General features: G+C 60.7%; 22 protein-coding genes. 5 read left to right on the top strand and 17 right to left on the bottom strand.

The features are described 5' to 3' along the window. Positions 1-69 precede the first annotated feature (69 nt). From IF199_RS03795 to mdaB, 8 genes are all read right to left on the bottom strand, one after another. Positions 70-1,536, bottom strand: coding sequence for a D-aminoacylase (locus IF199_RS03795; RefSeq protein ID WP_192559720.1), 1,467 nt, complete (start codon positions 1,534-1,536; stop codon positions 70-72). A 25-nt stretch (positions 1,537-1,561) separates the two neighbouring features. Further along, positions 1,562-2,200: a YdcF family protein gene (locus IF199_RS03790; RefSeq protein WP_192559719.1), complete on the bottom strand. Its 639-nt coding sequence runs from the start codon at positions 2,198-2,200 to the stop codon at positions 1,562-1,564. Continuing rightward, the gene (locus IF199_RS03785) at positions 2,197-2,868 is read right to left on the bottom strand and encodes an HAD family hydrolase (RefSeq protein WP_244142437.1); all 672 of its coding nucleotides are present in this window, start codon (positions 2,866-2,868) and stop codon (positions 2,197-2,199) included. Before IF199_RS03785 ends, IF199_RS03790 begins: the two co-directional genes overlap by 4 nt. A gap of 1 nt (position 2,869) precedes the next feature. After that, positions 2,870-4,045: an MFS transporter gene (locus IF199_RS03780; RefSeq protein ID WP_192559717.1), complete on the bottom strand. Its 1,176-nt coding sequence runs from the start codon at positions 4,043-4,045 to the stop codon at positions 2,870-2,872. Positions 4,046-4,109: 64 nt separating this feature from the next. After that, positions 4,110-5,831, bottom strand: a complete 1,722-nt coding sequence (locus tag IF199_RS03775; protein ID WP_192559716.1) for a carbamoyltransferase family protein — start codon at positions 5,829-5,831, stop codon at positions 4,110-4,112. A 445-nt stretch (positions 5,832-6,276) separates the two neighbouring features. Then, the gene (locus tag IF199_RS03770; protein WP_192559715.1) at positions 6,277-7,170 is read right to left on the bottom strand and encodes an NAD-dependent epimerase/dehydratase family protein; all 894 of its coding nucleotides are present in this window, start codon (positions 7,168-7,170) and stop codon (positions 6,277-6,279) included. Positions 7,171-7,273: 103 nt separating this feature from the next. Next, positions 7,274-8,185 carry a LysR family transcriptional regulator gene (locus IF199_RS03765; protein ID WP_192559714.1) on the bottom strand — a complete coding sequence of 304 codons (912 nt, stop codon included), beginning with the start codon at positions 8,183-8,185 and terminating at the stop codon, positions 7,274-7,276. Positions 8,186-8,245: 60 nt separating this feature from the next. After that, positions 8,246-8,836 carry an NADPH:quinone oxidoreductase MdaB gene (mdaB, locus tag IF199_RS03760; RefSeq protein ID WP_192559713.1) on the bottom strand — a complete coding sequence of 197 codons (591 nt, stop codon included), beginning with the start codon at positions 8,834-8,836 and terminating at the stop codon, positions 8,246-8,248. Between the two features lie 200 nt (positions 8,837-9,036). Between mdaB and IF199_RS03755 the strand changes: the two genes are divergently transcribed. Next, positions 9,037-9,351 (top strand): putative quinol monooxygenase, encoded by a 315-nt coding sequence (locus IF199_RS03755; protein ID WP_096818720.1) that lies wholly within the window; start codon positions 9,037-9,039, stop codon positions 9,349-9,351. Here the strand turns inward: IF199_RS03755 and IF199_RS03750 are convergent. After that, positions 9,341-10,105: a sulfite exporter TauE/SafE family protein gene (locus IF199_RS03750; protein WP_192559712.1), complete on the bottom strand. Its 765-nt coding sequence runs from the start codon at positions 10,103-10,105 to the stop codon at positions 9,341-9,343. The genes IF199_RS03755 and IF199_RS03750 overlap by 11 nt on opposite strands. Before the next feature lie 82 nt (positions 10,106-10,187). On the opposite strand from IF199_RS03750, the gene IF199_RS03745 reads away from it, so the two are divergent. The 3 genes from IF199_RS03745 (at position 10,188) to IF199_RS03735 (ending at position 12,086) form a co-directional block, all read left to right on the top strand. Beyond that, positions 10,188-11,069: a LysR family transcriptional regulator gene (locus tag IF199_RS03745; protein ID WP_096818717.1), complete on the top strand. Its 882-nt coding sequence runs from the start codon at positions 10,188-10,190 to the stop codon at positions 11,067-11,069. Positions 11,070-11,241: 172 nt separating this feature from the next. Next, positions 11,242-11,751, top strand: coding sequence for a flavin reductase (locus tag IF199_RS03740; RefSeq protein WP_007953834.1), 510 nt, complete (start codon positions 11,242-11,244; stop codon positions 11,749-11,751). A 59-nt stretch (positions 11,752-11,810) separates the two neighbouring features. Then, the gene (locus IF199_RS03735) at positions 11,811-12,086 is read left to right on the top strand and encodes a helix-turn-helix domain-containing protein (protein WP_085713206.1); all 276 of its coding nucleotides are present in this window, start codon (positions 11,811-11,813) and stop codon (positions 12,084-12,086) included. Positions 12,087-12,139: 53 nt separating this feature from the next. Here the strand turns inward: IF199_RS03735 and IF199_RS03730 are convergent, their stop codons facing one another. From IF199_RS03730 to IF199_RS03700, 7 genes are all read right to left on the bottom strand, one after another. Continuing rightward, entirely contained in the window at positions 12,140-12,697 is a 558-nt protein-coding gene (locus tag IF199_RS03730) for a chorismate--pyruvate lyase family protein (protein WP_192559711.1), read from the bottom strand. 75 nt (positions 12,698-12,772) lie between these two features. Beyond that, positions 12,773-13,138 carry an ArsR/SmtB family transcription factor gene (locus IF199_RS03725; RefSeq protein WP_007953843.1) on the bottom strand — a complete coding sequence of 122 codons (366 nt, stop codon included), beginning with the start codon at positions 13,136-13,138 and terminating at the stop codon, positions 12,773-12,775. Between the two features lie 129 nt (positions 13,139-13,267). After that, a complete protein-coding gene (locus tag IF199_RS03720; RefSeq protein ID WP_192559710.1) occupies positions 13,268-14,719 on the bottom strand; it encodes an efflux transporter outer membrane subunit in 1,452 nt (483 codons plus the stop codon). A gap of 9 nt (positions 14,720-14,728) precedes the next feature. Beyond that, positions 14,729-17,806, bottom strand: coding sequence for a MexW/MexI family multidrug efflux RND transporter permease subunit (locus IF199_RS03715; protein ID WP_192559709.1), 3,078 nt, complete (start codon positions 17,804-17,806; stop codon positions 14,729-14,731). Beyond that, positions 17,803-18,903 (bottom strand): efflux RND transporter periplasmic adaptor subunit, encoded by a 1,101-nt coding sequence (locus tag IF199_RS03710; RefSeq protein WP_096818709.1) that lies wholly within the window; start codon positions 18,901-18,903, stop codon positions 17,803-17,805. Before IF199_RS03710 ends, IF199_RS03715 begins: the two co-directional genes overlap by 4 nt. A 136-nt stretch (positions 18,904-19,039) precedes the next feature. Continuing rightward, the gene (locus tag IF199_RS03705; RefSeq protein ID WP_096818707.1) at positions 19,040-20,197 is read right to left on the bottom strand and encodes an acyl-CoA dehydrogenase family protein; all 1,158 of its coding nucleotides are present in this window, start codon (positions 20,195-20,197) and stop codon (positions 19,040-19,042) included. 230 nt (positions 20,198-20,427) lie between these two features. Then, positions 20,428-21,432: an NAD(P)-dependent oxidoreductase gene (locus IF199_RS03700; protein ID WP_279612922.1), complete on the bottom strand. Its 1,005-nt coding sequence runs from the start codon at positions 21,430-21,432 to the stop codon at positions 20,428-20,430. A 26-nt stretch (positions 21,433-21,458) separates the two neighbouring features. On the opposite strand from IF199_RS03700, the gene IF199_RS03695 reads away from it, so the two are divergent. After that, positions 21,459-22,604, top strand: coding sequence for an LLM class flavin-dependent oxidoreductase (locus tag IF199_RS03695; RefSeq protein WP_096818702.1), 1,146 nt, complete (start codon positions 21,459-21,461; stop codon positions 22,602-22,604). Positions 22,605-22,646: 42 nt separating this feature from the next. On the opposite strand, the gene rfbA is transcribed toward IF199_RS03695, so the two are convergent. Next, positions 22,647-23,570 (bottom strand): glucose-1-phosphate thymidylyltransferase RfbA, encoded by a 924-nt coding sequence (rfbA, locus tag IF199_RS03690; protein ID WP_085734075.1) that lies wholly within the window; start codon positions 23,568-23,570, stop codon positions 22,647-22,649. Between the last annotated feature and the right edge of the window lie 13 nt (positions 23,571-23,583).

Here is a 23,583-nt window from a genome sequence, read left to right as displayed (position 1 = left end):
AATTCGGCTTGGTCGAGGGAATCTTTAGTCTCAATGTGCCATCACGCTATCAATCCAGCTTCCCTGCCCTCACAACGCGCGCGCGAATCCCGCGCGCAAATCCCCTTGTCTGGCAAGGAATCGGCCTTCACGCCGACCGCTGGCCTGTCCGTCGCGATAACTCGACACGCCATTGATCCACACACCATCGATGCCTTGCGCCGGTCGTTGCGGATCGCTGAAATCAGCCACGTCACGTACGGTTGCGGGGTCGAACAACACCAGATCGGCCCAATAGCCTTCCCGGATCTCGCCTCTTTCCTTCAAGCCAAAGCGCGCCGCCGAAAGACCGGTCATCTTGTGCACGGCGGTGTGCAGCGGAAACAGGCCTACATCACGACTGAAATGCCCGAGCACCCGAGGGAAAGCGCCCCACAGGCGCGGGTGCGGGAACGGGTCTTCCGGCAGGCCGTCGGAACCGACCATCGACAGCGGATGGGCGAGGATCCGGCGCACGTCGTTCTCGTCCATGCCGTAATACACCGCGCCCGCCGGTTGCAGACGCTTGGCGGCGTCGAGCAATGGCAGATTCCATTCCGCGGCGATATCCATGAGATCACGGCCGCCCATGTCCGGATGCGGTGTCGACCAGGTAATGGTGATACGGTGGGCATCGGTCACCTGCTTCAGATCCAGCGTCGAAGAACTCGCCGCATACGGGTAGCAATCACAGCCGACCGGGTGGGTTTTCGCCGCTTCTTCCAGCGACGCGAGCAACTGCGGACTGCGCCCCCAGTTACCTACGCCGGCACACTTGAGGTGGGAAACGATCACCGGCGAACGGGCGTGGCGGCCGATGCGAAAGGCTTCGTCCATAGCCTCCAGCACCGGTTCGAATTCGCTGCGCAGATGGGTGGTGTACACGGCGCCGAACGCGTTCAATTCTTCAGTCAGCTGCATGACTTCATCAGTGGATGCCGAGAACGCGCTCGCATACGCCAGACCTGTGGATAAACCAAGGGCGCCCGCCTCCAGGCTTTCACGCAACTGCTCGCGCATCGCGGCGATTTCATCGTCAGTCGCGGTGCGAAACAGATCATCGAGGTGATTGCTGCGCAGTGCCGTGTGCCCCACCAGTGCCGCGACGTTCAGCGTGGTGTTGGCCGCTTCGACCGCCGCGCGGTAATCGCTGAAACGTGGATAGACGAATGCGGCGGCAGTGCCGAGCAGGTTCATCGGATCCGGTGGATCGCCCTTGAGACTGACCGGTGCTGCGCTGATGCCGCAGTTGCCGACAATCACCGTGGTCACGCCCTGGCTGAGCTTGGGCAGCATCTGCGGCTGGCGGATCACCACGGTGTCGTCGTGGGTGTGCACGTCGATGAAGCCCGGCGCCAGCACTCGGCCGGCGGCGTCGATTTCATCGGTGGCGCTCACATCGCGCAAGTCACCGATGCGCGCGATGCGGCCATCGAGGATTGCCACGTCAGCGGTATAGCCGGGGCTGTTGCTGCCGTCGATGACCAGGGCGTTGCGAATCAGTGTGTCGTACAGCATGTCAGTCTCCGGCGGCAGCTCGGCGTCAGTGTCTGCCTTTGATCAAATGGTGATCGAATCCTTGTTCGATCAGGTAGCGCCAGGCTACCTCGACTTCCTCGGGAATCACCTGCTCGACCTGAAAGCCCAGCGAAGGGTAAACCATGATCCGGTGCACATCCCCGACCATTTCGTCGATCAGCCCCAGGACCCCGATCAGGTTGCTGACCTCCCCCGGAAAACTGAAGGACGGCGCATCCACCCAGGCCTCAAGCCCTGGCCATTGAACGGGCAAGGTCAACGCCACGCGCCGGATCGAATTCGGTTTGGTCAGGAACGTCGCCCGGCGCACGTCCGGGAACAACGCTCGGGCAAACGCGATGTTCTCGGCGAAGTTGGTGGCACGGGATTCGAGGGTGAACTGATCCGCCGAAACGCCTTGCACCATGGCCCGTTGCGCAAAAATATCGGCTTCGGTCCGTTCCCACAAATGCTTCGTCCAGTTACCAGTGTTGCCGGTAAACAACAGATGCGGGGCGACGCCTTTTTTCAGCAACTGGCAGGCGTAATCGCAGACCCGCAGGTCGTAGGAGCCGCACACCACGATCAGCTCACAATCGCTGTGTTGGCGCCCCGCCCCCAGGAAATTCCACAGGACGGTCGCGTGTCGCAAGGTCGGTGTCATGAGCGTGCGAACCTCTGGGCAAGCTGCCCGCTGATAAACAACCCACCGTCGGCATAGAGGTGTGTATCCACCCCGCCCTGCGAGACCGGGAGCGCCGTGAAATCCGCGTACGTCCGCAGTGCCCCGTGAGTGGTCAGCGTCGGGTCGTCGCCGATACCGATGCACAGCGCGCCGCTGCTGACCGCCGACTGCACGCCGCTGACGGAATCTTCGAAGACCAGGCATTCATCGCTCTGACGCTCCAGTCGGGCAGCGGCCAGGCGATAAGGATCGGGAGCCGGTTTGCCACTGCGCACATCGTCGCGGCAGATGATGCAGTCGAAAACCGACGTCAGGTCGTGTTGCTGCAAAACGTGGTCGACTCGCGCTCGCCAACTGCTGGTCACCAGCGCCAGCGGCACGCGCCCATTCAATTGGGCGATGAACGCAGCGACGCCCGGCACCAGCGAACAGATCGAAACCTCTTCGATGGCGTCGACTTCTTGCTTGATGGCCACGCGCGTCTGTTCGTCGAACTGACCAAACAGGGCCTGCAGGGTGTAACCGCCCGGGCGACCGTGAATGTGATCGTCGATGAACGCCTGATCGACGGCAACACCGTAGTTGCGCGCCACCGTGGTCCAGGCGAACTCGATGACCTCGCGAGACTGGATAAGCACGCCGTCCATATCAAAGCAGACGGCTGTAAACGTTCGTTGTGGCATCGGTTGCACTTCGCATTTTCTGGTGAGCAATGAATGCCAGCACGGTTCCCATCAGGGCAAACAGCGCCATGACATACCAGGACCATTGTGGCTGCGTCTCGTACAGATACCCGGCAAAGGGTGTGGCCAGGCCCATGGGCAAGGCAACCGCCAGCGAGTAATAGACACCCTGGGTAAACACCTGGATATCTGGCGGGGCGTGATCGCGAATGCAGCGCATGATCGCCGAGTGATACGCCGCGAAACTCAAGGCGTGCAGGCATTGCCCCAGCAGGATCACCGGCACCGCATCGCTTTCGGAAAACAACGCCCAGCGCGCCGCCGCACAGACACTGGAAAACATCACGATGGGCAACGGCGAACAGAACGACAGGACCTTGTTGGAGAACGCGAAATAAGTGATTTCCGCGATCACCGCCACTGACCAGAACACCCCGATGGCGGTTGAAGAATAGCCCTTCACGCCCCAGCCAATCGACGCCGTGGAAAAGTACAGGGTGTGACTCAGTTGAATGAAGCTGGCGGCGGCAATCGCGATCAACAGGCCTTTTTGGGCGAACAGCGCCTTCCAGTCGGGCCGTTTCGTCGCACGCTCGGGCGGTTGCAGATGCGCCAGCGTGACCTGACGCTTCAGCCACAGGCACGCCAGCGCGGTGAGCAACATGCACGCGGCAATCACCACCGGCACCCATGACTGGCTGTACTGCGCAAACAACAGGCCGCCGAGGGTCGAAGTCAGGATAAATGCTGAAGAGCCCACCGCACGGACCCAGCCGTAGTTCTGCAGGGCTTGCTTGTCACGCTTGAGCAGATAGGACTCGGACAGCGGCAACACCACCATCCACAGCCCGCCAAACAGGATGCTCAGGCACACGAATCCCCACAGGTGCACCGGCATGAAATAGAACAGCAACGTACACAACGACGCCGAGAAACCGAGAAACGCCGCGAGCCGCAATTGGTCCACGCGCCAATCGGCCACGTAAGTGATCAACACTCCGGTCACGACTTGGGGCCAATAGACCGCCGCGATCAGCAGGCCAATCTGGCTGGCGCTGAAACCCAGCGAATTCAGCCAGGTCGGCCAGAACGGATAGATGATCCCTTCTGCCGCAAAGAACCCGAAAAAGATCAGATACATGGGTCAACCATACGCTCGATACTCCTGAGCAGGGCTCCAGCGGAGCCCTGTAACCATCCATCCATTATTCGAAGCGTTGTTGGGTGAAGCTGTTTTTGCCTTTGCGCCAGACAATCAGTGATTCACTCATCACCACCAGATCGACCATCCCTTCTTTCAACGCATCCAGCGCATCCTGAGGCGAACACACGATCGGCTCTTCGTGCCGGTTGAACGAGGTGTTGATCAACGCTGCCTGACCGGTCCGCTCATGCCAGGCATTCAACAGCCGATGCATGAATGGATCACGCTCCGGGCGAATGATCTGCGGCCGCGCCGTGCCATCGATGTGCACCACCGCCGGGCTCGCTTCGCTGAACTGCGGATGACAATCGTAGGTCATGGTCATGGTGTCTGCCGCCACTTGATCCTCATCCCAGCCGACGTAGCAGGCCGCTGCCTGTTCAATGGCGGTGACCGGGCCGAACGGCATGAACTCGGTGCGGTGCATGCGTTTGTTCAGCCAGTCGTTCACTTCGCCATCCTGCGCGTGATAGACGATGCTGCGGTTGCACAGTGAGCGCGGGCCGAACTCCATCTTGCCCTTGAACATGCCCAGCACCTGGTTTTCCATCAGTGCGTCGGTCAGCACGTCGATGATGTTCGACGGTGTGTGATAACCGAGTTCAGGGTAGTCGCGATGGATCAGGTTGATGTTCTGCGAAACGCTGCGCGATTCCGGCCCGAGGGTCATTGCCGGATTCTTGAAGCGGGTACCGTTCTCCAGGTACGCCGCCCCGACAGCCGCCGCCAGCGCCAACCCGCCATCGCCCATGCACGGCAGCACATAGACGTTTTTCACGCCGGGAATCTCGCGCAGGCGCTGGTTGAGTTTGACGTTGCCAAACACACCGCCGGCCAGGCACAGGTTGGTGCTGCCGCGTTGTTCCAGGTGATGTTTGACGATCGCCACCAGCAAGTCTTCGGAGTGGCGCTGCACGGCGGCGGCGATATCCTCGGGGGTTTCCCGGGAGAAAAGGGTTTCCAGTGATTCGCTGTAGTGGTTGTAGGACGGTACGAACAGGTCGCCGCAACGGGCTTTGATGCGCCCGTCTTCAAAACGGATCATCTGCTGCATCACCCCCAGCAACTTCTGCGGATCACCAAAAGCGGCCAGCCCCGTGACCTTGCCTTCATGCCGGTTCGGTTTGTAGCCCAGCAAATGAGTGATCCGGCCGTAGAAGTAACCCAGGCTGTCGATGCTGGTTTCGCGCTGCAGCACCGTGGTTTCGGTCGGGCTGTACCAGGTCACGGTCAGCGACTGGAAGTCGCCGCGCCCGTCACAGGTCAGGGTCAAGGCTTCATCGAACGGCGAGCAGACATAAGCACCGAGGGCGTGGCATTCATGGTGGTCGATGTAATACGCCTTGCCGGCCAGGCCATTGGCGACAATGTATTGGTCGAATTCGGCACGCTTCTCTCTGTCGTTTCGGACTTCATCGGTGACCCGCTGGCGGAACTGCGCCAGGCCTTCGGGGTTGTTCCGGACTTCCTCGACGATTCGGTCGAAATACAACTCAAGGTGTTTATCTGCGTTGAAACCGGCATTCCATCCGTAAGCCACGTAGTCGATATCTTCCAGTGACACGCCAGCCTGGCTCAACACAAACTCGATGGACTTGGCGGGCCAGATCTTGTGGTCCTTGATGCGGGTGAAACGCTCTTCGCTGACCGCCGAGAGAATCTGACCATCGCGTACCAGGCAAGCGCCCGACAAATCGTTATTGGTAATGCCCAAAATGACCATAACTACTCCTTGTTCTTGCCAATTTCGCGGATGAGTGTGCCCACGACCGAAGAGCGCAATGCTCCGGCCAAGGCGCTTGGCGCCGAGTCATGAACCGTGAGGAGGCGAAATCGTCTGGTTCGCCCGGGATATGCCTTTACGTGCAGGCAGCAGAGGTGCGTATTGCCATCGCAAATTCCTTTTGCAAAAAAATTCCACGGGCGTTACCCACCGACCTGGCCTCATGGCCAGACAACCAGTGGGTGCCCGCTATCCTACAAACCGGCCAGCTGCGTTGGCCATGCCTGTGCGGGGATCAGACTAGTAGGAAATTTCTGAACGTCTCGATAAACAGCCGCCTAAAAATCAGATCCCATGTTCATGTCCTGAATTTCCGGGGCACAAAAAAACCTGTGGGAGCACGATGCTCCCACAGGTTTGGCAAGGCCCGGATGCGCGGATGGGCTCACACCATTTCGTTGCGAATCCACTCGACCACTGACGTGCGCTTCGGTACCCAGCCCAGCAGCTCACGGGCGTGTTTGCCGCGTACCCGGCTGTTGGAGCCCAGGCCGTAGTTGGCCATTTCGTAGCCCCACTCTGCTTCGGCGTCTTTCAGCGGCCAGTCCTGTGGCTGGCCCAGATTCAGGGCCTGGGCCATGGCGGTGGTCATGTCGATGAACGACGCTTCGCCGCTTTCGACGAAGTAGAACGTGCCCGGGACGTTTTTGGTCAGCGCCAGCAGGTACAGAGACACCACGTCTTCGATGTGCACGTTGGACCAGATGTTCTGGCCAGTGCCGACGTGACGCACCACGCCGCTTTTGCGCGCCTGTTTCAGCAGGCGCGGCAGTTGCACGCTGTCGCGATGGACGCCCAGGCTGTGGCCGTAGATCAGGGTGTTGCAGATGACGGCCGAGTTCACGCCATCCTTCGCTGCGGCGAGGATCAGGTTGTCGATGGCCACGCGTGCGGCCTTGTCGACGGTCGGCTCCGGCAGGTTGTCTTCGAAGTAGATGACATCGCTGGATTTGCCGCCCGACGCATCGCCGACGATGCTCGAACCGCTGGTGTGCAGGAACACTTTGTTCGAGCCGCGCAGGGCATCGAGCAAGGCTTCGACCGCGCCGCGATGGTCGCTGCTGGCGGCGTTGATCACGGCGTCGGCGGCGCGGGCCTGTTCGGCCAGCAGTGCCTTGTCGTCGAGGGTGCCGATCACCGGGGTGATGCCCAGTGCTTTCAACTCATCAGCCTGCTCGGCGCCGCGCACCAGACCGGTGACGGTGTGCCCGGCCTTGACCAGACCGGTAGCGATGGAGCCGCCGATAAAGCCGGCAGCGCCGGTGACGAATACGTTCATGGAGAAACTCCCTGCGTGAATAAGTGATGCAACGAGTATCGACCGGCGAGTCCGGTGGAAAAACCCGCCCTCAGCCAATTCACTCTTGCGCAGGGATCACGAATCAGCCTTTGAAATCAGCACTGGCGTAAGCCGCCAGTTTGCTCTGGATGAAGTCCAGGAAGCACTGGATCCGCAGCGCCAGTTGCGAGTTGCGGTAGTACACCGCGTTGATCGGTTGGCGATAACCGCTGTTGAATTCCGCCAGCAACACCTTGAGGCGCCCGGCGCGAATGTCGTCGATGGTCATGAAATGCGAGAGGCAGGCAATGCCCTGGCCTTCCAGCGCCAGATGCCGAACCGTCTCGCCGCTGGAGGCGCTGATCACCGGGGTGATCGGCCAGCGATCACCGTGTACGTAACGCAGCGGCCACTGGTTGAGGCCTTCGTTCTGGGTGAAGCCGAGCAAGGTGTGTTCGCTGAGGTCGGCCACTTCCAGCGGCGCGCCGTGTTTTTCCAGATAGGCGGGACTGGCAACGATCAACAGCGGACTGCAACCGAGCGAGCGGGCATGCAACGTCGAATCGGCGAGGGTGCCGATGCGGATGGCGACGTCGGTGCTTTGTTCCAGCAGGTCAATGATCAAGTCATTGCTGTTGAGTTCGAGCTGGATGTCCGGGTACAGCCGCCGGAATTCGTCGATGTACGGCACGATGGCGTGGAGCATGAACGGCGATGCGGCGTTGATTCGCAGCCGACCGGACGGCGTCTGTTGGCGCGAAGAAAGGCGCTCCTCGAGCTGATCCAGCTGGTCGAGGATCAGCTTGGCCTGTTCGAAGAAATACTTGCCTTCCTCGGTCAGGTCCATGCGCCGGGTCGTGCGGTTGATCAGCGTGGTGTCGAGCTTGGCTTCCAGCCGCGACAGCGTGCGGCTGACGGCCGACGGCGTCTGTCCGACCTGCTCGGCGGCGGCGGAGATCGAACCGCATTCGATCACGCAGACGAAAATCTGCAACTCATCGGATCTGGCTTTCACGGGTGTCCTCGAATCGAAAGGCCTGCTGCGCAAGCTCAGGCCTTCGATAGTAGCCGAGCGTCAGGCCTTGAGGCCAAACACCTCGGTCAGATGCTGCTCGTAACGTGCCACATCCGCTTCGATGTTCGGGCGTTTCATCACGTCCACGCAGAGGAAGGTCGGCAGGCCGGTCATGCCGAGGAACTCGTTGGCCTTGTGGAACGGGAAGTAAACAGCGTCCACGCCTTTGGCTTCGAAGAAGTCGGTCGGGTCATCGAACGCCTGCTGCGGCGCGTTCCAGGTCAGCGACAGCATGTATTGCTTGCCCTGGATCAGACCGCCGCTGCCGTACTTCTGCGAGGAGTCGGAACGGGTGCGACCGTCGCTGGCGTACAGACTGCCGTGGCCTTCGGTGAACACTTCGTCGAGGTACTTTTTCACGGTCCATGGCGCGCCCATCCACCAGCCCGGCATCTGATAAATGATCACGTCGGCCCAGAGAAATTTGGCGACTTCTTCGGCGATGTCGTAACCCTCGTCGATGAAGGTGGTCTTGACGTCGACACCGCCGCGATCCAGCACGCTCAGCGCCGCTTCGTGCAGGGTGGCGTTGTAGCGACCGTCGGAGTGGGCGAATTTTTTACCGCCGTTGAGCAACAGCACTTTTTTCATGGGACAGCCTCGATCGGATTCCGATACGCAGCGCAGAGCGCTGGATGGAGAAGGGGAAAACTGGATGGCGGCAGATTAATGATGCGCCTCGCGCGGAATAAGCCGCGGTTGCGCAAAATTCATTTGAGTAAAACGCACGAATCGAATGCCGATTGTTGCCTTAGGATTGGCCGCCATCTGAATCTGAGGAGTTTTTTGCGATGAGCGAACGCCAGGGTTTCATCCTGCACGCCAAGACCCGCCCGGAAAAAGCCGAAGCCTTCGAAGCGTTTTTCCGCGCCTACGTCGAGCCGAGCCGCGCCGAACCCGGCTGCATCGAGTACCACATGCTGCGCGACAAGGAAGATCCGAGCCTGTTCATTTTCTACGAGATCTGGGAAACCCAGGCGCACCTGGACGTGCACTCGAACCTGCCGCACATGCAGCAGTTTCTCGCTCAGCGCATGGAGTATCTGGAGCGGGATTTCGACATCCGCCCGATCGACATGCTCAGCGATTCGTCCGCTAGCCGCTGATCAACAGATGGGCGCCGAGCGCGCCCAGACCGATGAAGAACACTCGCTTGAACAGCACGGCGCTGATGCGCTGGCGCAGCCATTGGCCGAACAGCATGCCGAGCACCGCCGGGATCAGCGCCAGCAACGAGGCGCTCAATTCTGCGCCGCCGAGCGACCCGCGCCAGAGCAATCCACCGGCCAGCGCCAGGGTCGACACGGTGAAGGACAGGCCCAGCGCCTGTACCAGTTCGTCGCGGTTCAAACCCAGTGCCTGCATGTAGGGGACGGCGGGAATCACGAACACGCCGGTGGCCGAAGTGATGACGCCGGTGACCACGCCACACAGCGGTCCCAGCCACGGTTCATGGCGGCGACTGACACTCAGCGTCGGCAGGAACAATCCACTCAGCGCATAGAGCAACAGCGCCGCGCCAAGTCCGCGCACCACCCAATGCCCACCCTCCATGCCGATCCACAAGGTGCCGATCGCCGTGCCGAGGAAGATCGCCAGCAGCAATGGCCACAAGCGTTTCACCAGCCCGCGCAAATGCCCGCCGAACGCCAGTTGCCAGATGTTGGTCAAGGTTGCCGGAATGATCAGTAACGCCGCAGCCTGCGACGGTGCCATAGCCAGACCGAGCAGGCCCATGGCGACGGTGGGCAGGCCGAGGCCGATCACACCCTTGATCAGGCCGGCGACGACGAAGGTCGCAATCACCAGCAATGACAGGGCCAGACCGAGGTTTTGATAAAAATCTGCGAGTGCGTTCATGGCGACACTCTGCACCCACACGGATGAACTGAAAATCTGTCATACACTGAGGCAGCCTCTCTCTCAGCAAGAGCCACGCGTCATGCACTTCGACCTCACCGACCTGCGCCTGTACCTGCACATCCTCGACAGCGGCAACATCACCGCCGGCGCCGCGCGCAGTCATCTGTCGCTGGCGGCGGCCAGTGCGCGGATCCGGGCGATGGAGGCTTCGTTGGGCACCGAGTTCCTTGAGCGCGGGCGCCGTGGTGTCACGCCGACGCCGGCCGGCAAAGCTCTGGCGCAACATGCGCGGGTGTTGCTGCAACAGGCCGACCGCCTGCAGCAGGATCTGGCCGAATACGCCCAAGGCGTCAAAGGCCAGGTGCGTCTGTTGTGCAACACCACGGCGCTCAGCGAATACCTGCCGGAGGTGTTGGCGGATTTCCTGCGCGAGCACCCCAATCTCGACATCGATTTGCAGGAACTGCCCAGCGCTCGCATCACCCATGCCTTGCGCCAGGGCGCGGCGGATCTGGGCATTGTGTCCGACGCGATCGACACCTCCGACTTGCAGACCCGAGCCTTTCGCGATGATCCGCTGGTGCTGATTCTGCCTCTGGAACATCCACTGTCTGATGCGACCGAAGTCAGTTTCAGCGACGCCCTGCGCCATGACTTCGTCGGCTTGCATGCCGACAGCGCACTGGCGGTGTACCTGGAAGAACAGGCCCTGCACAGCGGCTCACGGATGCAGATGCGCATCCGCGCCGATGGTTTCGACGGCGTGATGCGCATGGTGGCCCGGGGCGCCGGCATCGGCATCGTGCCGCTGGCGGCGGTCCAGCGTGCCGCACCGCAGGCCTTCAAGTCCCTGCCGATGAATGAAGCGTGGGCCATGCGCAAACTATTGCTGTGCGCCCGGGATTTCTCCACGTTGCCGGCCTATGCCACAGCCTTGCTGCAAGCCTTGGCACTCCCCTGAGATTTATCTTTTCATCTGCAAAATAAGCACAAGGAATAGCTTGCAAGGTACGGATACATACGTACTATATCGCCAGAGCGAACGTGTTGCCCGATACCCGTTTTCGCACAACGACAACGGACAAGGAAGAACGGATCGGCTCCATTAAACCTACATGGAATGAGGTGACGCGATGGTTGATTCAACGGAGTTTCGTAATGCAATGGCGATGCTGGGGAGTGCCGTCACCATCGTCACGACCGATGGCCCTGCGGGGCGTTTCGGCTTTACCGCGTCGGCGGTGTGCAGCGTGACGGATTCACCGCCCACGCTGCTGGTGTGCGTCAATCGCTCGTCGTCCAATCACGAGCATTTCAAGACCAATGGCGTGCTGTGCGTGAACGTCCTGACCGGCGACCACCAGTCGACCTCCGGGGCGTTCGCCAATCGACAGTTGAGCATGCAGGAGCGCTTTTCCAGCGTGAATTGCCAGACACTCAAGACCGGCTCGCCGGTGATCGAAGAGGCGTTGGTCAGCCTCGATTGCCGGGTCAGCAAGGTCGACGAGGTCGGCACCCACAGCATCTTCTACTGTGAAATCCTCGAGCTGCAGCAACACAGCGAGGCCACGGAAGGCCTGGTCTATTTCAACCGCAGTTACTACCGTCTGAACGACGAACTGCGCCTGGCACCCGAGCAGTGATCCAGACACCCGCCGGCATCGCAGATTGCTAGCCGGCGGGTCATGACAGGGATGTAACCATGCTATTCAATGAAGACAACTTCGCGGATATCGACCTGAACCTGATCATCATTTTCCTGGTGCTGTTCCGCGAACGCAGCGTGTCACGCACGGCCGAACGCCTGCACGTCAAACAACCCGCCATCAGCGGATCGCTGGCACGACTGCGCAAGCGGTTCGATGATCCTCTGTTTCTGCGCTCATCCAGAACCATGCGCCCGACCTCGAAAGCCGAGGAGCTGGCGCAGGCCCTGACGCCGGCAATCAAGCAGATCGAAGCGGTCATCCGGCTCTGAACAACTTGCGAAAAAAAAACCTGCGGGAGTTCGCTCCCGCAGGTTTCATTTTGTCAGGCCGATTTGAGCGCCTGAGCGTACTCGACCCGTGCCCAGAACGCCGGCAGGAAGCACTCGCTGACCAGCAGTGCCGAACCATTACGAGTGAAACGCGAACGTCGGGCCAACAACCGTTTGGCCTGCGGCGCATAGCGATAGGACAGTGCCGCCAACGGCACGCCGGCGGGCAGCAAGGCACACTGGAAGGGTTCGCGCAGGGTCTGCTCCGACGTGTAGAGAATCTCGGCCAGCGGTCGACGACCATAGCCTTTCAGATCCGCCCATTCGCCGTTCAGCGCCGGCATGCTGGTCAGGCTGCGCGCGGTGACGCAGGCCTCGCCATCCAGTTTCATCACCACCTCGCGCACCCAGCCGATGGTCATCGGCGGTACGTTCAGCGCTTGCGCTTCTTCAGGATTGAGCGGGCCATGGGACTGCTCGACCACTTCGATTGAATAGTCGCCCATGGCTTTCAGACGCGGGGTCAGTGCCCCGGGCAAAAACAGCCAGTGATGCTCGGAGCCGGTCAATTCCGACAGGGGTCGCGACGACCAGTAATGACTTGTATCCATACCCGCACACACCTTCCTGGTGATGGTGAATTGATTGGTTGCCGTGGAAGGCCAACCCTTCACCGGCGGTGTCTGTCACTCGGCTCCGTTTTCTTCGGTCACTTCGTGTTTGCTGATCACGCTGATGGTCTGTTCATCGGTCTTGACCGCCGACAGCAGCGAGTCGAGAAGCCCCGGGAAACGCACGTCCATGTCTTCACGACGCAAGGACAGCAGGTTTTCCCGGCCGTAGGGGCGTTGCCAAATCAGACCGCTGTCACGCAGAACCCGCCAGTGGTGGGTCATGGTCGACTTCGATGCACCCTTGAGGATCCGGCCGCATGGATGTTCCTGGCCATCGGACAACACTTTCAACACGGTCAGGCGTAGCGGGCTTCCCAATGCGTTCAGCACATTTTCCAGAAGGATCTGATCCTGATTGGGATGATTCGGGACGTTCATAGGTAGGTACCCTTGATGATATAGGCGGGAATAATCCGGCTTGTATTCGTCTATACGAGAACAGTAAGACTATACACAAGATGCCTTTTCCCCGCGACAGCCGCCCCGAAGGCGGCGTCCCGAAAAACACTACAGAGCACTGCTCTGTGCCGTCTCCAGCGCGGGGGCCTGGAACCCGCCGCCCAGCGCTGCCATCAACGAAACCGAGCTGTCGATGTGCTTGCTGTTGAGGAAGGCCAGACGCATTTCGTCCTGAATCAATTGTTGCTCGATATTCAGGGCATCGAGGAACGTGTCCTCCCCGGCCTTGTAGCGCGACTGCGACAGATCATAAGACGACTGCGCAATCGAACAGGCATCGCGCTGCACGACGATTTGCTGTTCGAAAGAACGCAACTGCGTCACCGAAATCGCCACCTCGTGCAGCGCCGAATTCAACACCCGGTTGTACTGTGCAATCGAACTGTCGAGTTCAGCGTTGCCGGCCTTCAGATCGGAGCGCAGACGACCCGCATCGAAGATCGGCAGCGACACCGTCGGCGCCACATTCCAGAATTTGCTGACCCCGGCGAACATCGCATCACCGATCAAGGCATGCGAACCCGCCGCCGCCACCAGGTTGATGTTCGGGTAGAACGTGGTCTTCACCGCCTCGACGTTCTTGGTCTCGGCCTCCACTCGCCAACGCGCAGCGACGATATCCGGACGACGCCCCAACAACTGGGCCGGCAACTGCGCCGGCAATGCCACCACGCTGGCCTGCAGATTCGATGGCCGTTCGAGCGTGTGCGCACGGTCGACACCCTTGCCGATCAGCGCCGACAATTGCAGTCGGGCGATTTCGATGTCTTCGTTGGCGCCGATCAGGGTCGATTCCGAACGCGCCTTGAGACTCTGCACCTGCTTGAGTTGCGACAGGTTGTCGAGCCCCGAGCCGTAGCGCGAATCCGTCAGTTCCACCAGTTTGCTCAAGCGTTCGAGATCGCGCTGGTTGAGCTCCGACACCTGCCAGGCGTACGCCAGTTGGTTGTAAGCCTTGACCACGTTGGTCGCCAGAATCAGCCGCGACGATTGCAGGTCGACTTCCGCAGCTCGTGCGCTGTTGAGCGCCGATTCCCAGGCGGCACGCTGGCCGCCCCAGAGGTCGAAGGTGTAGCTGAAATTCACCGCCAGATTGCGTGCGGTGAAGTACTTTTCACCTTCACCGCTGTAGTCCTCGAAGCGCGACAGCCGACCGCGAGTGACACCCGCCGACGCGTCCATTTCCGGGTAACGCTCGGCGTCGCGCAGGTCGAGAAATGCGTTGGCCTTGGCGACCCGGGCAGCGACTTCCTGCAAGTCCGGGTTGCTGGCATACGCCTCTTCGATCAACGCGCCCAGACGCGGATCACCCAGCGATGTCCACCAGTCCGCACGCGGCCACTGGGCCGGCGGCAACTTGTCTTTCAGGCTGTCGGACGGCGCATCGCCGACCGCCAGCAATTTGCCCTGATGATCGATCCCGGCGTAGTTCACACAACCCGCCGCCAACAGGATGGACGCCGCCAGGGGCGCCAGCATCAAACGTGTAATCGAATACATGTCACGTCCTCACAGGATGGGTTGCGGCACACCGGCCGGTTCGGCTTCGGGTGCGTGGCTCGGTTGCTTGATCGAACTGAGCAGCGTGTACACCGACGGCAGAATGAACAGCGTGAACAAGGTGCCGATCAGCATCCCCACCACAATCACCAGGCCCAGGCCGAAGCGGCTGTTGGCGCCGGCACCGCTGGCGAACAACAGGGGCGCGAGGCCGACCACCATGGCAGCGGTGGTCATCAGGATCGGCCGCAGACGCACCTGCGCGGCGTGCTGGATCGCTTGCACGCGGTCCATGCCTTGCTGGCGCTGCAACTCATTGGCGAACGCGACCATCAGGATCCCGTGCTTACTGATCAGACCGATCAGTGTGATCAGGCCGATCTGGGTGTAGATGTTCATCGAAGTCATGCCCAGCGCCAGCGGCACCAGGGCCCCGCAGATCGACAGCGGCACGCTGATCAGAATGATGAACGGGTCGCGGAAGCTCTCGTACTGCACGCTCAGCACCAGATAGATGATCACCAGAGCCAGGCCGAAGGTGAACGCCAGGCTGTTGCCTTCCTGCACGTATTGGCGGGCATCGGACTGCCAGTCGAAACTGAAGCCGGCCGGGAAGTTTTCCGATTGCTTCTGCAGGAAGCCCACCGCATCGCCCAACGTCACGCCCGGCGCCGGAATGGCCTGGAACGTGGCGGAGTTCTGCTGGTTGAACTGGGTCAGGCGATTCGGCTCGACCTTGACGCTGAGGGTGGCCAGCGTCGACAGCGGCACCGGGTTGCCCTTCTGATCCTTCACGTAATACAGCTTCAGGGTTTCCGGGGTCAGGCGATCCGCCGACACCGACTGCGGGATCACATCGTAGGAACGACCGTGGAACGAGAACCGGTTGACGTACTTCTCGCCGATCAGGCTGTTGAGCGTCTCGCCGATGTCCTGCATGCGGATGCCCAGGGCGTTGGCCTTGGCGCGGTCAACCTGGATTTCCACCACTGGATTGTTGAAGTCCAGATCACTGTCGACCACCGCGAACAGGCCACTGGCCTGAGCCGCTTTCTTGAGCTGATCCATCACGTTGTACAGCGCCAGATAATCCTGATCGCTGCGGATCACCATCTGCACCGGCAGACCACCGGTAGAGCCCGGCAACGGCGGCATCTGGAACACGAAAATGCTCGTGCCTTCGATCTGGTTCACCCGTGCCTGCAAGTCAGGCTGGATGGTGTTGGCATCGCGGCCACGCTTTTCCCAGTCCACCAGGTTGATCCCGCCGACGCTGTTGGACAGACCGTCGGAACCGTTCGCCACCCAGTTGCTGTAGCCCTCGGGGATTTCGTTGAAGGTCTTGTACAGCTCGTGTGCGTAGGCTTCGAGGTAATTCAGGTTGGCGTGCTGCGGCGCCTTGATCGCGGTCAGCAGGATGTTCTGGTCTTCCAGCGGCGCCAGTTCGGTCTGCGCCGAGCGATAGAGGAACGGCAAGCTGAAGAAGATCACCAGCGCCACGCTCAGGCTGATCCAGCGACGGGACAGCGAACCGCCCAACAGAGCGCCATAGCGACGGGACAGGTACTGGAAGAAACGGTCCGCCTTGACGGCCATGAAACCTTCGCTGGTTTTCGCGTCCAGCAGACGGGTACTCATGATCGGCGACAGGGTCAGGGCGACGATGCCGGAAATCACCACAGCACCGGCCAGGGTCAGAGCGAACTCCTTGAACAGCGTGCCGGTGAGGCCGCCCATCAGGCCGATCGGCGCGTACACCGCCGCCAGGGTGAAGGTCATCGCCACCACCGGCCCGGCCACTTCACGAGCGCCGATCAGAGCAGCGTCGAACGGCGTCTTGCCCTCTTCGATGTGACGATGGACGTTTTCCACCACGACGATGGCGTCGTCCACCACCAGCCCGATGGCGAGCACCATGGCAAGCAAGGTCAGCAGGTTGAGGCTGAAGCCGAACATCTGCATCAGCATGGCCGCGCCAAGCATCGACAGCGGAATCGTCACCAGCGGAATCAGCACGGTGCGGAACGTACCCAGGCACAGGTAAATCACCAGCACCACGATCACCAGCGCTTCGAGCAGGGTGTAGCTCACCTCGTCGATCGACGACTGAATGAAGTGCGCCACTTCGAACGGGATCTGCACGGTCACGCCCGGTGGCAGGGTTTCCTGGATCTGCGGCAGCAATTCGCGCACCCGTTTGACGATGACCAACGGGTTGCCGGTTGGTGCTGCGTCCAGACCGAGGAACAGCGCCGGTACGTCGCTCATCGCACCACTGGTGTCGGTGGAGGCTGCATTCAGTTCCACCGTGCCGACGTCACGCACACGGATGATGTGGCCGTTGTCGTTGCGCAGCACCATGTCGCGGAAGTCTTCGACGCTGTTCAGGTCGGTGTTCACCCGCAGGTTGCTGACCACGTACAGGCCTTTGACCTGACCTGGTGCTGCCTGGAAGTTGTTGCCTTCGATGGCGGCCGAAACGTCCTGCCCGGTCATGCCGTAACCGGCCAGACGCTGCGGATCGAGCCACAGGCGCATGGACAGTTTCTGCTCGCCCATGATGTTGATCTTGGCCACGCCTTCGATGCCGGCGAACATCGGCTCGACGACACGGGAGATGTAATCCGACATCTCCGGAATGGTCAGGTTGGAACTGGCGAACGCGACGTAGGCCACGCTGGTGAAGCCGCCAGAAGTACGCTCAACCACCGGGTCATAAGCGTCCTTCGGCAAGCGATATTTGATCTGGTTGACCTTGGCCATGACCTCGGTCAGCGCCGCGATGGAATCACTGTTCAGTGCCATGCGGATCGTCACCTGGCTGCGACCCTGGGTCGAGGCCGACGACAGATAGTCGATGCCTTCGACCGAGGCCACGGCCTGGCTGATCGGTTGGGTGACGAAGCCCTGCATCAGCTCCGAAGAGGCGCCGGGATACTGGGTGGTGACCGTGATGGTCGACGTTTCCAGCATCGGGTACTGACGGATCGGCAGGTTCATCAGCGCACGCACCCCGAACAGCAGGATCAACGTGCTGACCACCACGGCCAGCACCGGGCGGCGAAGAAAGAGGTCGGTGAAATTCATTTTTCCAGCCCACTGAGTTTAAGAGCAATCGTGTCCGGCACGCCTTCCACCGCCACGCCGTCGTGGAGTTTGAGCTGACCGGAAGTCACCACCTGCACACCTTCGATCAAGCCCTTGTCGACCACCGCCCAGCCATTGCGACGCTCGCCGACCTTGATCGACTCACGCTTGACCTTCTGCACGCCGGTCTCGTCGGTGTAGACCGAGAACACGCTCTCGCCGTAGGCGTTGTAGGTGATCGCGGTTTCCGGAATCAGCAGCTCGGCGGTCTGTGGCAGGGTCACCGAGACCCGTGCATACATGCCGGGACGCAGGCGTTTTTGCGTGTCGGTAATGACCGCTTGAACGTTGATGGTGTGGGACTGGTTGATCTGCGGATCGACCGCGACGATCTTGCCGGCGAAGGTCGCGTCACCCCAGGCATCGACCTTGGCCTGCACGGTCTGGCCCAGTTGCACTTGCGAGCCATCGCGTTCGGCGAGGGTGAAGTTGACGCGCAGCAGGCCCGGATCCGTCAGGGTCGCTACCGCGCTGCCGGCTTGCAGGTACTGGCCCAGATGCGCCTGGCGAATGCCGAGGGTGCCGCCGAACGGCGCACGAATGTGCCGTTGGGCGATCTGCGCCTGCATGCGTTCCATGTCGCCCTTGGCCGCGTCGTATTGAGCGCGGGCACTGTCGAAGGCGCGACGGCTTTCGGCGCCGGTCTTGGCCAGTTCCTGGACACGGGCAAACTGCGCCTTGGCGGATTCGTACTCGCCTTTCAGGCGAACCAGTTCACCTTGCTCGGGTGCGTCGTTGAGCTTGAGCAGCACCTGCCCCGCCTTCACTTCATCACCGGACTCGAAATCGATGTCCACCACTTTGCCGCTGACTTCAGCCGACACCAGCACCTGACGCTGCGCTTCGAGTTTGCCGATGGCTTCGAGGTAGTAGGTGTACGGTTGTTTCTTGACCACGGCCAGACCGACCCGGGTGCTGGGAATCCGTTGTTCGGCCGCGGCCGGTTGCGGCGACCAGAAACGCCAGCCCAGCGCGGCGGACAGCACCACGACCAGAATAATAAACACCAGCGACTTAATAATATTTCGAGCAAGCATGTGGCACTCCCTTGACTCTTTACTGCGAGCACAAAAGTTTGAGATTTAAGAAAATAAAGGTGCAACTTGAAACGGGCGCGCTATTGATCCCTGTGAACATTCACTGATAACGCACCCGTTTTTTATTTATCGACTATTACGCCGCGGCCAGTACGTTGGTTTTATCCAGGTAATACTTGCCGATACCGTGTAAGTTCAAAGGCGACAGAGTGAAGTGCTTCGAACCGGTATGAATATCGCGGAAGCAACGCTCCAGGAAGTGCGACTTGTAGACGGCTTTGGAACCGGCCATCGAGTAGATCTGGTTGACGGCGTTGACCGAGTTTTCAGTCAACACCGACGCTGCCAGACCGACGCGGGCGCTGACCGGTTCGCCGATGGTTTCGCCACGGTTGATCACCTGATGGATGGCATCCTCAAGCAGCAATTGCGCGGTGTGTACCGAGGAGATGGCGCGGCCGGTCTTCTCGAAGATCACCCCTTCCAGGCCCGGGTCGGTGTTGATCGCACGGTCGTTGCGGAAGTGATCCACGGCGGCCCGGGCCACGCCCAGCACGGTGGACATTGCCGCCAGGGTGCCGAACTCGTAGTAGCCGGTGGCGTAGGCACGGGAGCTGCGCGCTTCGGGGGATTTTTTCAGAGTTTCGACGTCCAGCGAGAACGCCTTGTTGACGATGACGTTGGAGCACTGGAAGTGATGGCTGCCGGTGCCGCGCATGCCCAGGGTGTCCCAGGTCGACAGGATGGTGCACTGGCTGGCGGGGACGAAGAACATCCGCACTTCCGGGGTGGTGTTGTTTTCGGTGCCTTTGACGGTGGCGGTGCAGACCAGCCAGTCGGCGTGGGCCGAGCCGCTGGCGAAGGCCCACTTGCCGCTCAGCAGGTAATCGTCACCCATTGGCAGTGCTTCGCCACCGGAGTGGATGGCGCCGATCACGAAACCGTCGCAGTGGTTGTAGATCGCTTCGGAAGTGGCTTCCGGCAGGTAGTCCGAGAGGCGCCCCATCGCCACTTGAACCGCCAGCTGCCAGGACAGCGAGGCGTCATGCCGGGCAAATTCCAGCACCAGCGCGGAAGTGGTCTGGATATCGACCTGGGAGCCGCCGAACGCTCGGGAGACCGACGTACGGCCAAAACCGTCCTTGAAGAAGCGGGACATCACATCCTTGTGAGTCGCATTGGTCTGCTCGCTGTACTCGCGGTGCTGAACAATCAGCGGATTCAGTGCACGCACCTTCTCGAGCCATTCATTGGATTCGGAGGGAAGGCTGTTCCATTGCATTAGATTTTTCATAACGGCTCCTAGCTATTATTTATTTACGATCAGCAGACGAAAAAACAGACGAACTTTTATTGTTGTTAAACCCCGATAAAAATGTACGTCTACAGTCGTACATTTGACAAGCATTATTCTCAGACTTCTTTCACTTTTCAGTAAAAGGCAAATAGCTGTCCGACAATAATTAACTGCGCAAGATTCCAACCGAACTAGCAAGGCAAGTTACGGCGTTTAAATCCGATTGATTACTTCACGCCGGCACGCCGGTCACTGACCCGCGACAGCGATGCCCAGTCCTGATCGGCCTGACCATGGGCCATGCCGTCCAGCAAGTTATCCTTCAACACGCTGGCAAACGGCAACGGCACCTGGGCAGCCTCACCGGCCTCCAGCACCAGGCGCACATCCTTGAGGCCCAGCGACAATTTGAAGCCGGCCGGCTCGAATCTCTCATCAGCCATCTGCTTGCCGTAACCCTGATAGACCGGAACGGGAAACAACGTCGAGGTGATCATGTCGATGAACGCCGCACGGCTGATCCCGTAGCCACCGGCCAGGGTCGAGGCTTCGGCCAGGGACTCGATCGCCGAGGCGACCATCAGGTTGGCCGACAGTTTGGCGGCGCACGCCACGTCGGCGGCTTCACCGAAGTGCCAGGTCTTGCGCCCCAGCACATCGAACAGCGACTGCACCCGGACCAGTGCTGCGGCAGGCCCCGAGGCGAGAATATTCAGATTGCCGGCGGCCGCCACATCGACCCGCCCCAGCACCGGCGCCGACACATAACCGACGCCGCGCGCCTCGTGCAGGGCCGCCAGCTCTTTGGCCAGCGCCACGGACACCGTGGACATGTTGACGTGAACGCTGCCGGCCTGCAGACCGTCCAGCGCCTTGGCGTCGAGGAACACCGAGCGGATCGCCGTGTCATCGCCAAGCATTGAAATCAGCACGTCGGCCTGCGCTGCCAGCGCGGGGGTGTCGACAGGTTCGGCGCCAGCCCTGGCCAGCTCTTCCAGCGGTGCCGACGAGCGATTCCACACGCGGACCCGATGCCCGGCCTTCAGCAGGTTCAGCACCATCGGCGCACCCATCGTGCCCAGACCGATAAATCCCAGTTCCATGTCGTGTTCCTCTCTCGATGAGGTCTTCAAATCCGTTTGTACAATGCCCCACGATTGCGATTGTACGTGTACAGGCGTACATTTCAAGTGCCACGTTGATTCATTCTTCGCGGCAAGGGTTTCAAACACACCTTTACCCAAGGCAAGGAGGCTTTATGCAATTCGGGATCTACACCGTTGGCGACGTCACACAGGACCCTACCAACGCCCGTACCCCCAGTGAATCCGAGCGCATCCAGGCCACCCTGCAAATTGCGCAGAAGGCCGAAGACATCGGACTGGACGTGTTCGCCACCGGCGAGCACCACAATCCCCCGTTCATCACCTCCTCTCCCACCACGCTGCTGGCGTACATCGCAGCGAAGACCCAACGCATCATTCTTTCGACGTCCACTACCCTGATCAGCACCAACGATCCGGTGCGGCTGGCCGAAGAGTATTCGCTGTTGCAAAACCTCTGCGGCGGACGCATGGACCTGATGCTCGGCCGTGGCAACACCGCGCCGGTCTATCCCTGGTTCGGCAAGAGCATCGCCGACGCCCTGCCCCTGGCGATGGAAAACTATCGCCTGCTGCACCGGCTCTGGCGCGAGGAAGACATCAACTGGAGCGGACGCTTTCGCACACCGCTGAACCACTTCACCTCGATCCCGCGACCGCTGGACGACCTGCCGCCCTTCGTCTGGCACGGCTCGATCCGTACTCCGGAAATCGCCGAACAGGCGGCCTATTACGGCGACGGCTTTTTTGCCAGCCACATCCTCTGGCCCCGGGAACATTTCATGGCGCTGGTCGAGTTCTACCGCACGCGGTTTGCGCATTACGGCCACGGCACGCCGGAGCAGGCGATCGTCGGCCTCGGCGGGCACATCTTCATGCGTCGCAACTCCCAGGATGCACGTCGGGAGTTCCGTCCTTACTTCGATAACGCCCCGGTGTACGGCCACGGTCCATCCCTGGAAGAGTTCATGGAAATGACCCCGCTGGCCGTCGGCAGCCCTCAGGAAATCATCGACAAGACCCTGACCTTCCGCGAGCACTTCGGCGACTATCAGCGCCAGTTGTTCCTGTTCGACCACGGCGGTATTCCGCTGAAGACCGTGCTGGAACAACTCGACATGTTCGGCAAGGAAGTGTTGCCGGTGCTGCGTGAAGAAACCCGCAAACGCCGCTCGCCACTGGCAGCCGAAGCGCCGACTCACGCCAATCGCCTGGCCCGTTTGCAGTCCCTGCAACCGTCGCCAGCCGAACCACGCCCGGGCGTCAAAACCCCGCAACATGACAGTGTGACCGGCCACTGAGACCGTGGGAGCATCCGTGCTCCCACATTGATCTCGCAACGGTCAGGCAGCGCCTTTCAGCGGGCGCTGCGCGTCCATCGAAACCACCACATCATCGTTGATCAGCCGCGCCAGATACTGACCGTAACCGGTCTTGCTCATGCTGCCCGCGTGCACCAGCAACTGCGCGTCGTCGATCCAGCCCTTGTTATAGGCGATCTCTTCGAGGCAGGCGATTTTCAGACCCTGGCGTTTCTCGATGGCCTGCACGAAGTTGCCGGCCTCCATCAACGCATCGTGGGTCCCGGTGTCGAGCCAGGCCATGCCACGCCCCATCACCGACACATTCAACTTGCCGCGTTGCAGGTAGACGTTGTTGACGTCGGTAATCTCCAGCTCACCGCGCGGCGACGGCTTGATGTCGGCGGCAATCTGCAGCACTTCGTTGTCGTAGAAATACAGGCCGGTGACCGCGTAGTTGGACTTCGGATCGCTCGGTTTTTCGCAGATGCTCAGGGCCTTGCCGGCGGCATCGAATTCCACCACGCCAAAGCGCTCGGGATCGGCCACGTAGTAGCCGAACACCGTGGCGCCCTCGTCGCGAGACGCCGCTTGCAGCAAGGTTTCACCGAAACCGGCACCGTAGAAAATGTTATCGCCGAGCACCAGGCAGACGTTGTCTTCACCGACGAATTCACGACCGATGATGAACGCCTGAGCGAGACCGTCCGGGCTTGGCTGCACCGCGTAGCTCAGGCTCAGGCCCAACTGGCTGCCGTCGCCGAGCATGCGCTGGAAGCCCGGCAGATCTTCCGGGGTGGAGATGATCAGGATCTCGCGGATTTCCGCCAGCATCAGCACCGACAGCGGGTAGTAGATCATCGGTTTGTCATACACCGGCAGCGACTGTTTCGAGACGCCCAGGGTGATCGGGTGCAGACGCGAACCGGCGCCGCCTGCCAGCAGAATTCCTTTGTACTTGGCCATGCTTTTTTCCTTT

Origin of the sequence: Pseudomonas allokribbensis (assembly GCF_014863605.1) — a bacterium.
GTDB classification, from domain to species: domain Bacteria; phylum Pseudomonadota; class Gammaproteobacteria; order Pseudomonadales; family Pseudomonadaceae; genus Aquipseudomonas; species Aquipseudomonas allokribbensis.
The sequence above is the reverse complement of the archived record's forward strand: the minus strand, read 5'-3'. Positions and strand labels throughout refer to the sequence as shown.

Coding starts and splice junctions, on each gene's coding strand:
- IF199_RS03795 (WP_192559720.1), bottom strand. CDS start 1,536: ATGCTGTACGACACACTGATTCGCAACGCCCTGGTCATCGACGGCAGC.
- IF199_RS03790 (WP_192559719.1), bottom strand. CDS start 2,200: ATGACACCGACCTTGCGACACGCGACCGTCCTGTGGAATTTCCTGGGG.
- IF199_RS03785 (WP_244142437.1), bottom strand. CDS start 2,868: ATGGACGGCGTGCTTATCCAGTCTCGCGAGGTCATCGAGTTCGCCTGG.
- IF199_RS03780 (WP_192559717.1), bottom strand. CDS start 4,045: ATGTATCTGATCTTTTTCGGGTTCTTTGCGGCAGAAGGGATCATCTAT.
- IF199_RS03775 (WP_192559716.1), bottom strand. CDS start 5,831: ATGGTCATTTTGGGCATTACCAATAACGATTTGTCGGGCGCTTGCCTG.
- IF199_RS03770 (WP_192559715.1), bottom strand. CDS start 7,170: ATGAACGTATTCGTCACCGGCGCTGCCGGCTTTATCGGCGGCTCCATC.
- mdaB (WP_192559713.1), bottom strand. CDS start 8,836: ATGAAAAAAGTGCTGTTGCTCAACGGCGGTAAAAAATTCGCCCACTCC.
- IF199_RS03755 (WP_096818720.1), top strand. CDS start 9,037: ATGAGCGAACGCCAGGGTTTCATCCTGCACGCCAAGACCCGCCCGGAA.
- IF199_RS03750 (WP_192559712.1), bottom strand. CDS start 10,105: ATGAACGCACTCGCAGATTTTTATCAAAACCTCGGTCTGGCCCTGTCA.
- IF199_RS03745 (WP_096818717.1), top strand. CDS start 10,188: ATGCACTTCGACCTCACCGACCTGCGCCTGTACCTGCACATCCTCGAC.
- IF199_RS03740 (WP_007953834.1), top strand. CDS start 11,242: ATGGTTGATTCAACGGAGTTTCGTAATGCAATGGCGATGCTGGGGAGT.
- IF199_RS03735 (WP_085713206.1), top strand. CDS start 11,811: ATGCTATTCAATGAAGACAACTTCGCGGATATCGACCTGAACCTGATC.
- IF199_RS03730 (WP_192559711.1), bottom strand. CDS start 12,697: ATGGATACAAGTCATTACTGGTCGTCGCGACCCCTGTCGGAATTGACC.
- IF199_RS03725 (WP_007953843.1), bottom strand. CDS start 13,138: ATGAACGTCCCGAATCATCCCAATCAGGATCAGATCCTTCTGGAAAAT.
- IF199_RS03720 (WP_192559710.1), bottom strand. CDS start 14,719: ATGTATTCGATTACACGTTTGATGCTGGCGCCCCTGGCGGCGTCCATC.
- IF199_RS03715 (WP_192559709.1), bottom strand. CDS start 17,806: ATGAATTTCACCGACCTCTTTCTTCGCCGCCCGGTGCTGGCCGTGGTG.
- IF199_RS03710 (WP_096818709.1), bottom strand. CDS start 18,903: ATGCTTGCTCGAAATATTATTAAGTCGCTGGTGTTTATTATTCTGGTC.
- IF199_RS03705 (WP_096818707.1), bottom strand. CDS start 20,197: ATGAAAAATCTAATGCAATGGAACAGCCTTCCCTCCGAATCCAATGAA.
- IF199_RS03695 (WP_096818702.1), top strand. CDS start 21,459: ATGCAATTCGGGATCTACACCGTTGGCGACGTCACACAGGACCCTACC.
- rfbA (WP_085734075.1), bottom strand. CDS start 23,570: ATGGCCAAGTACAAAGGAATTCTGCTGGCAGGCGGCGCCGGTTCGCGT.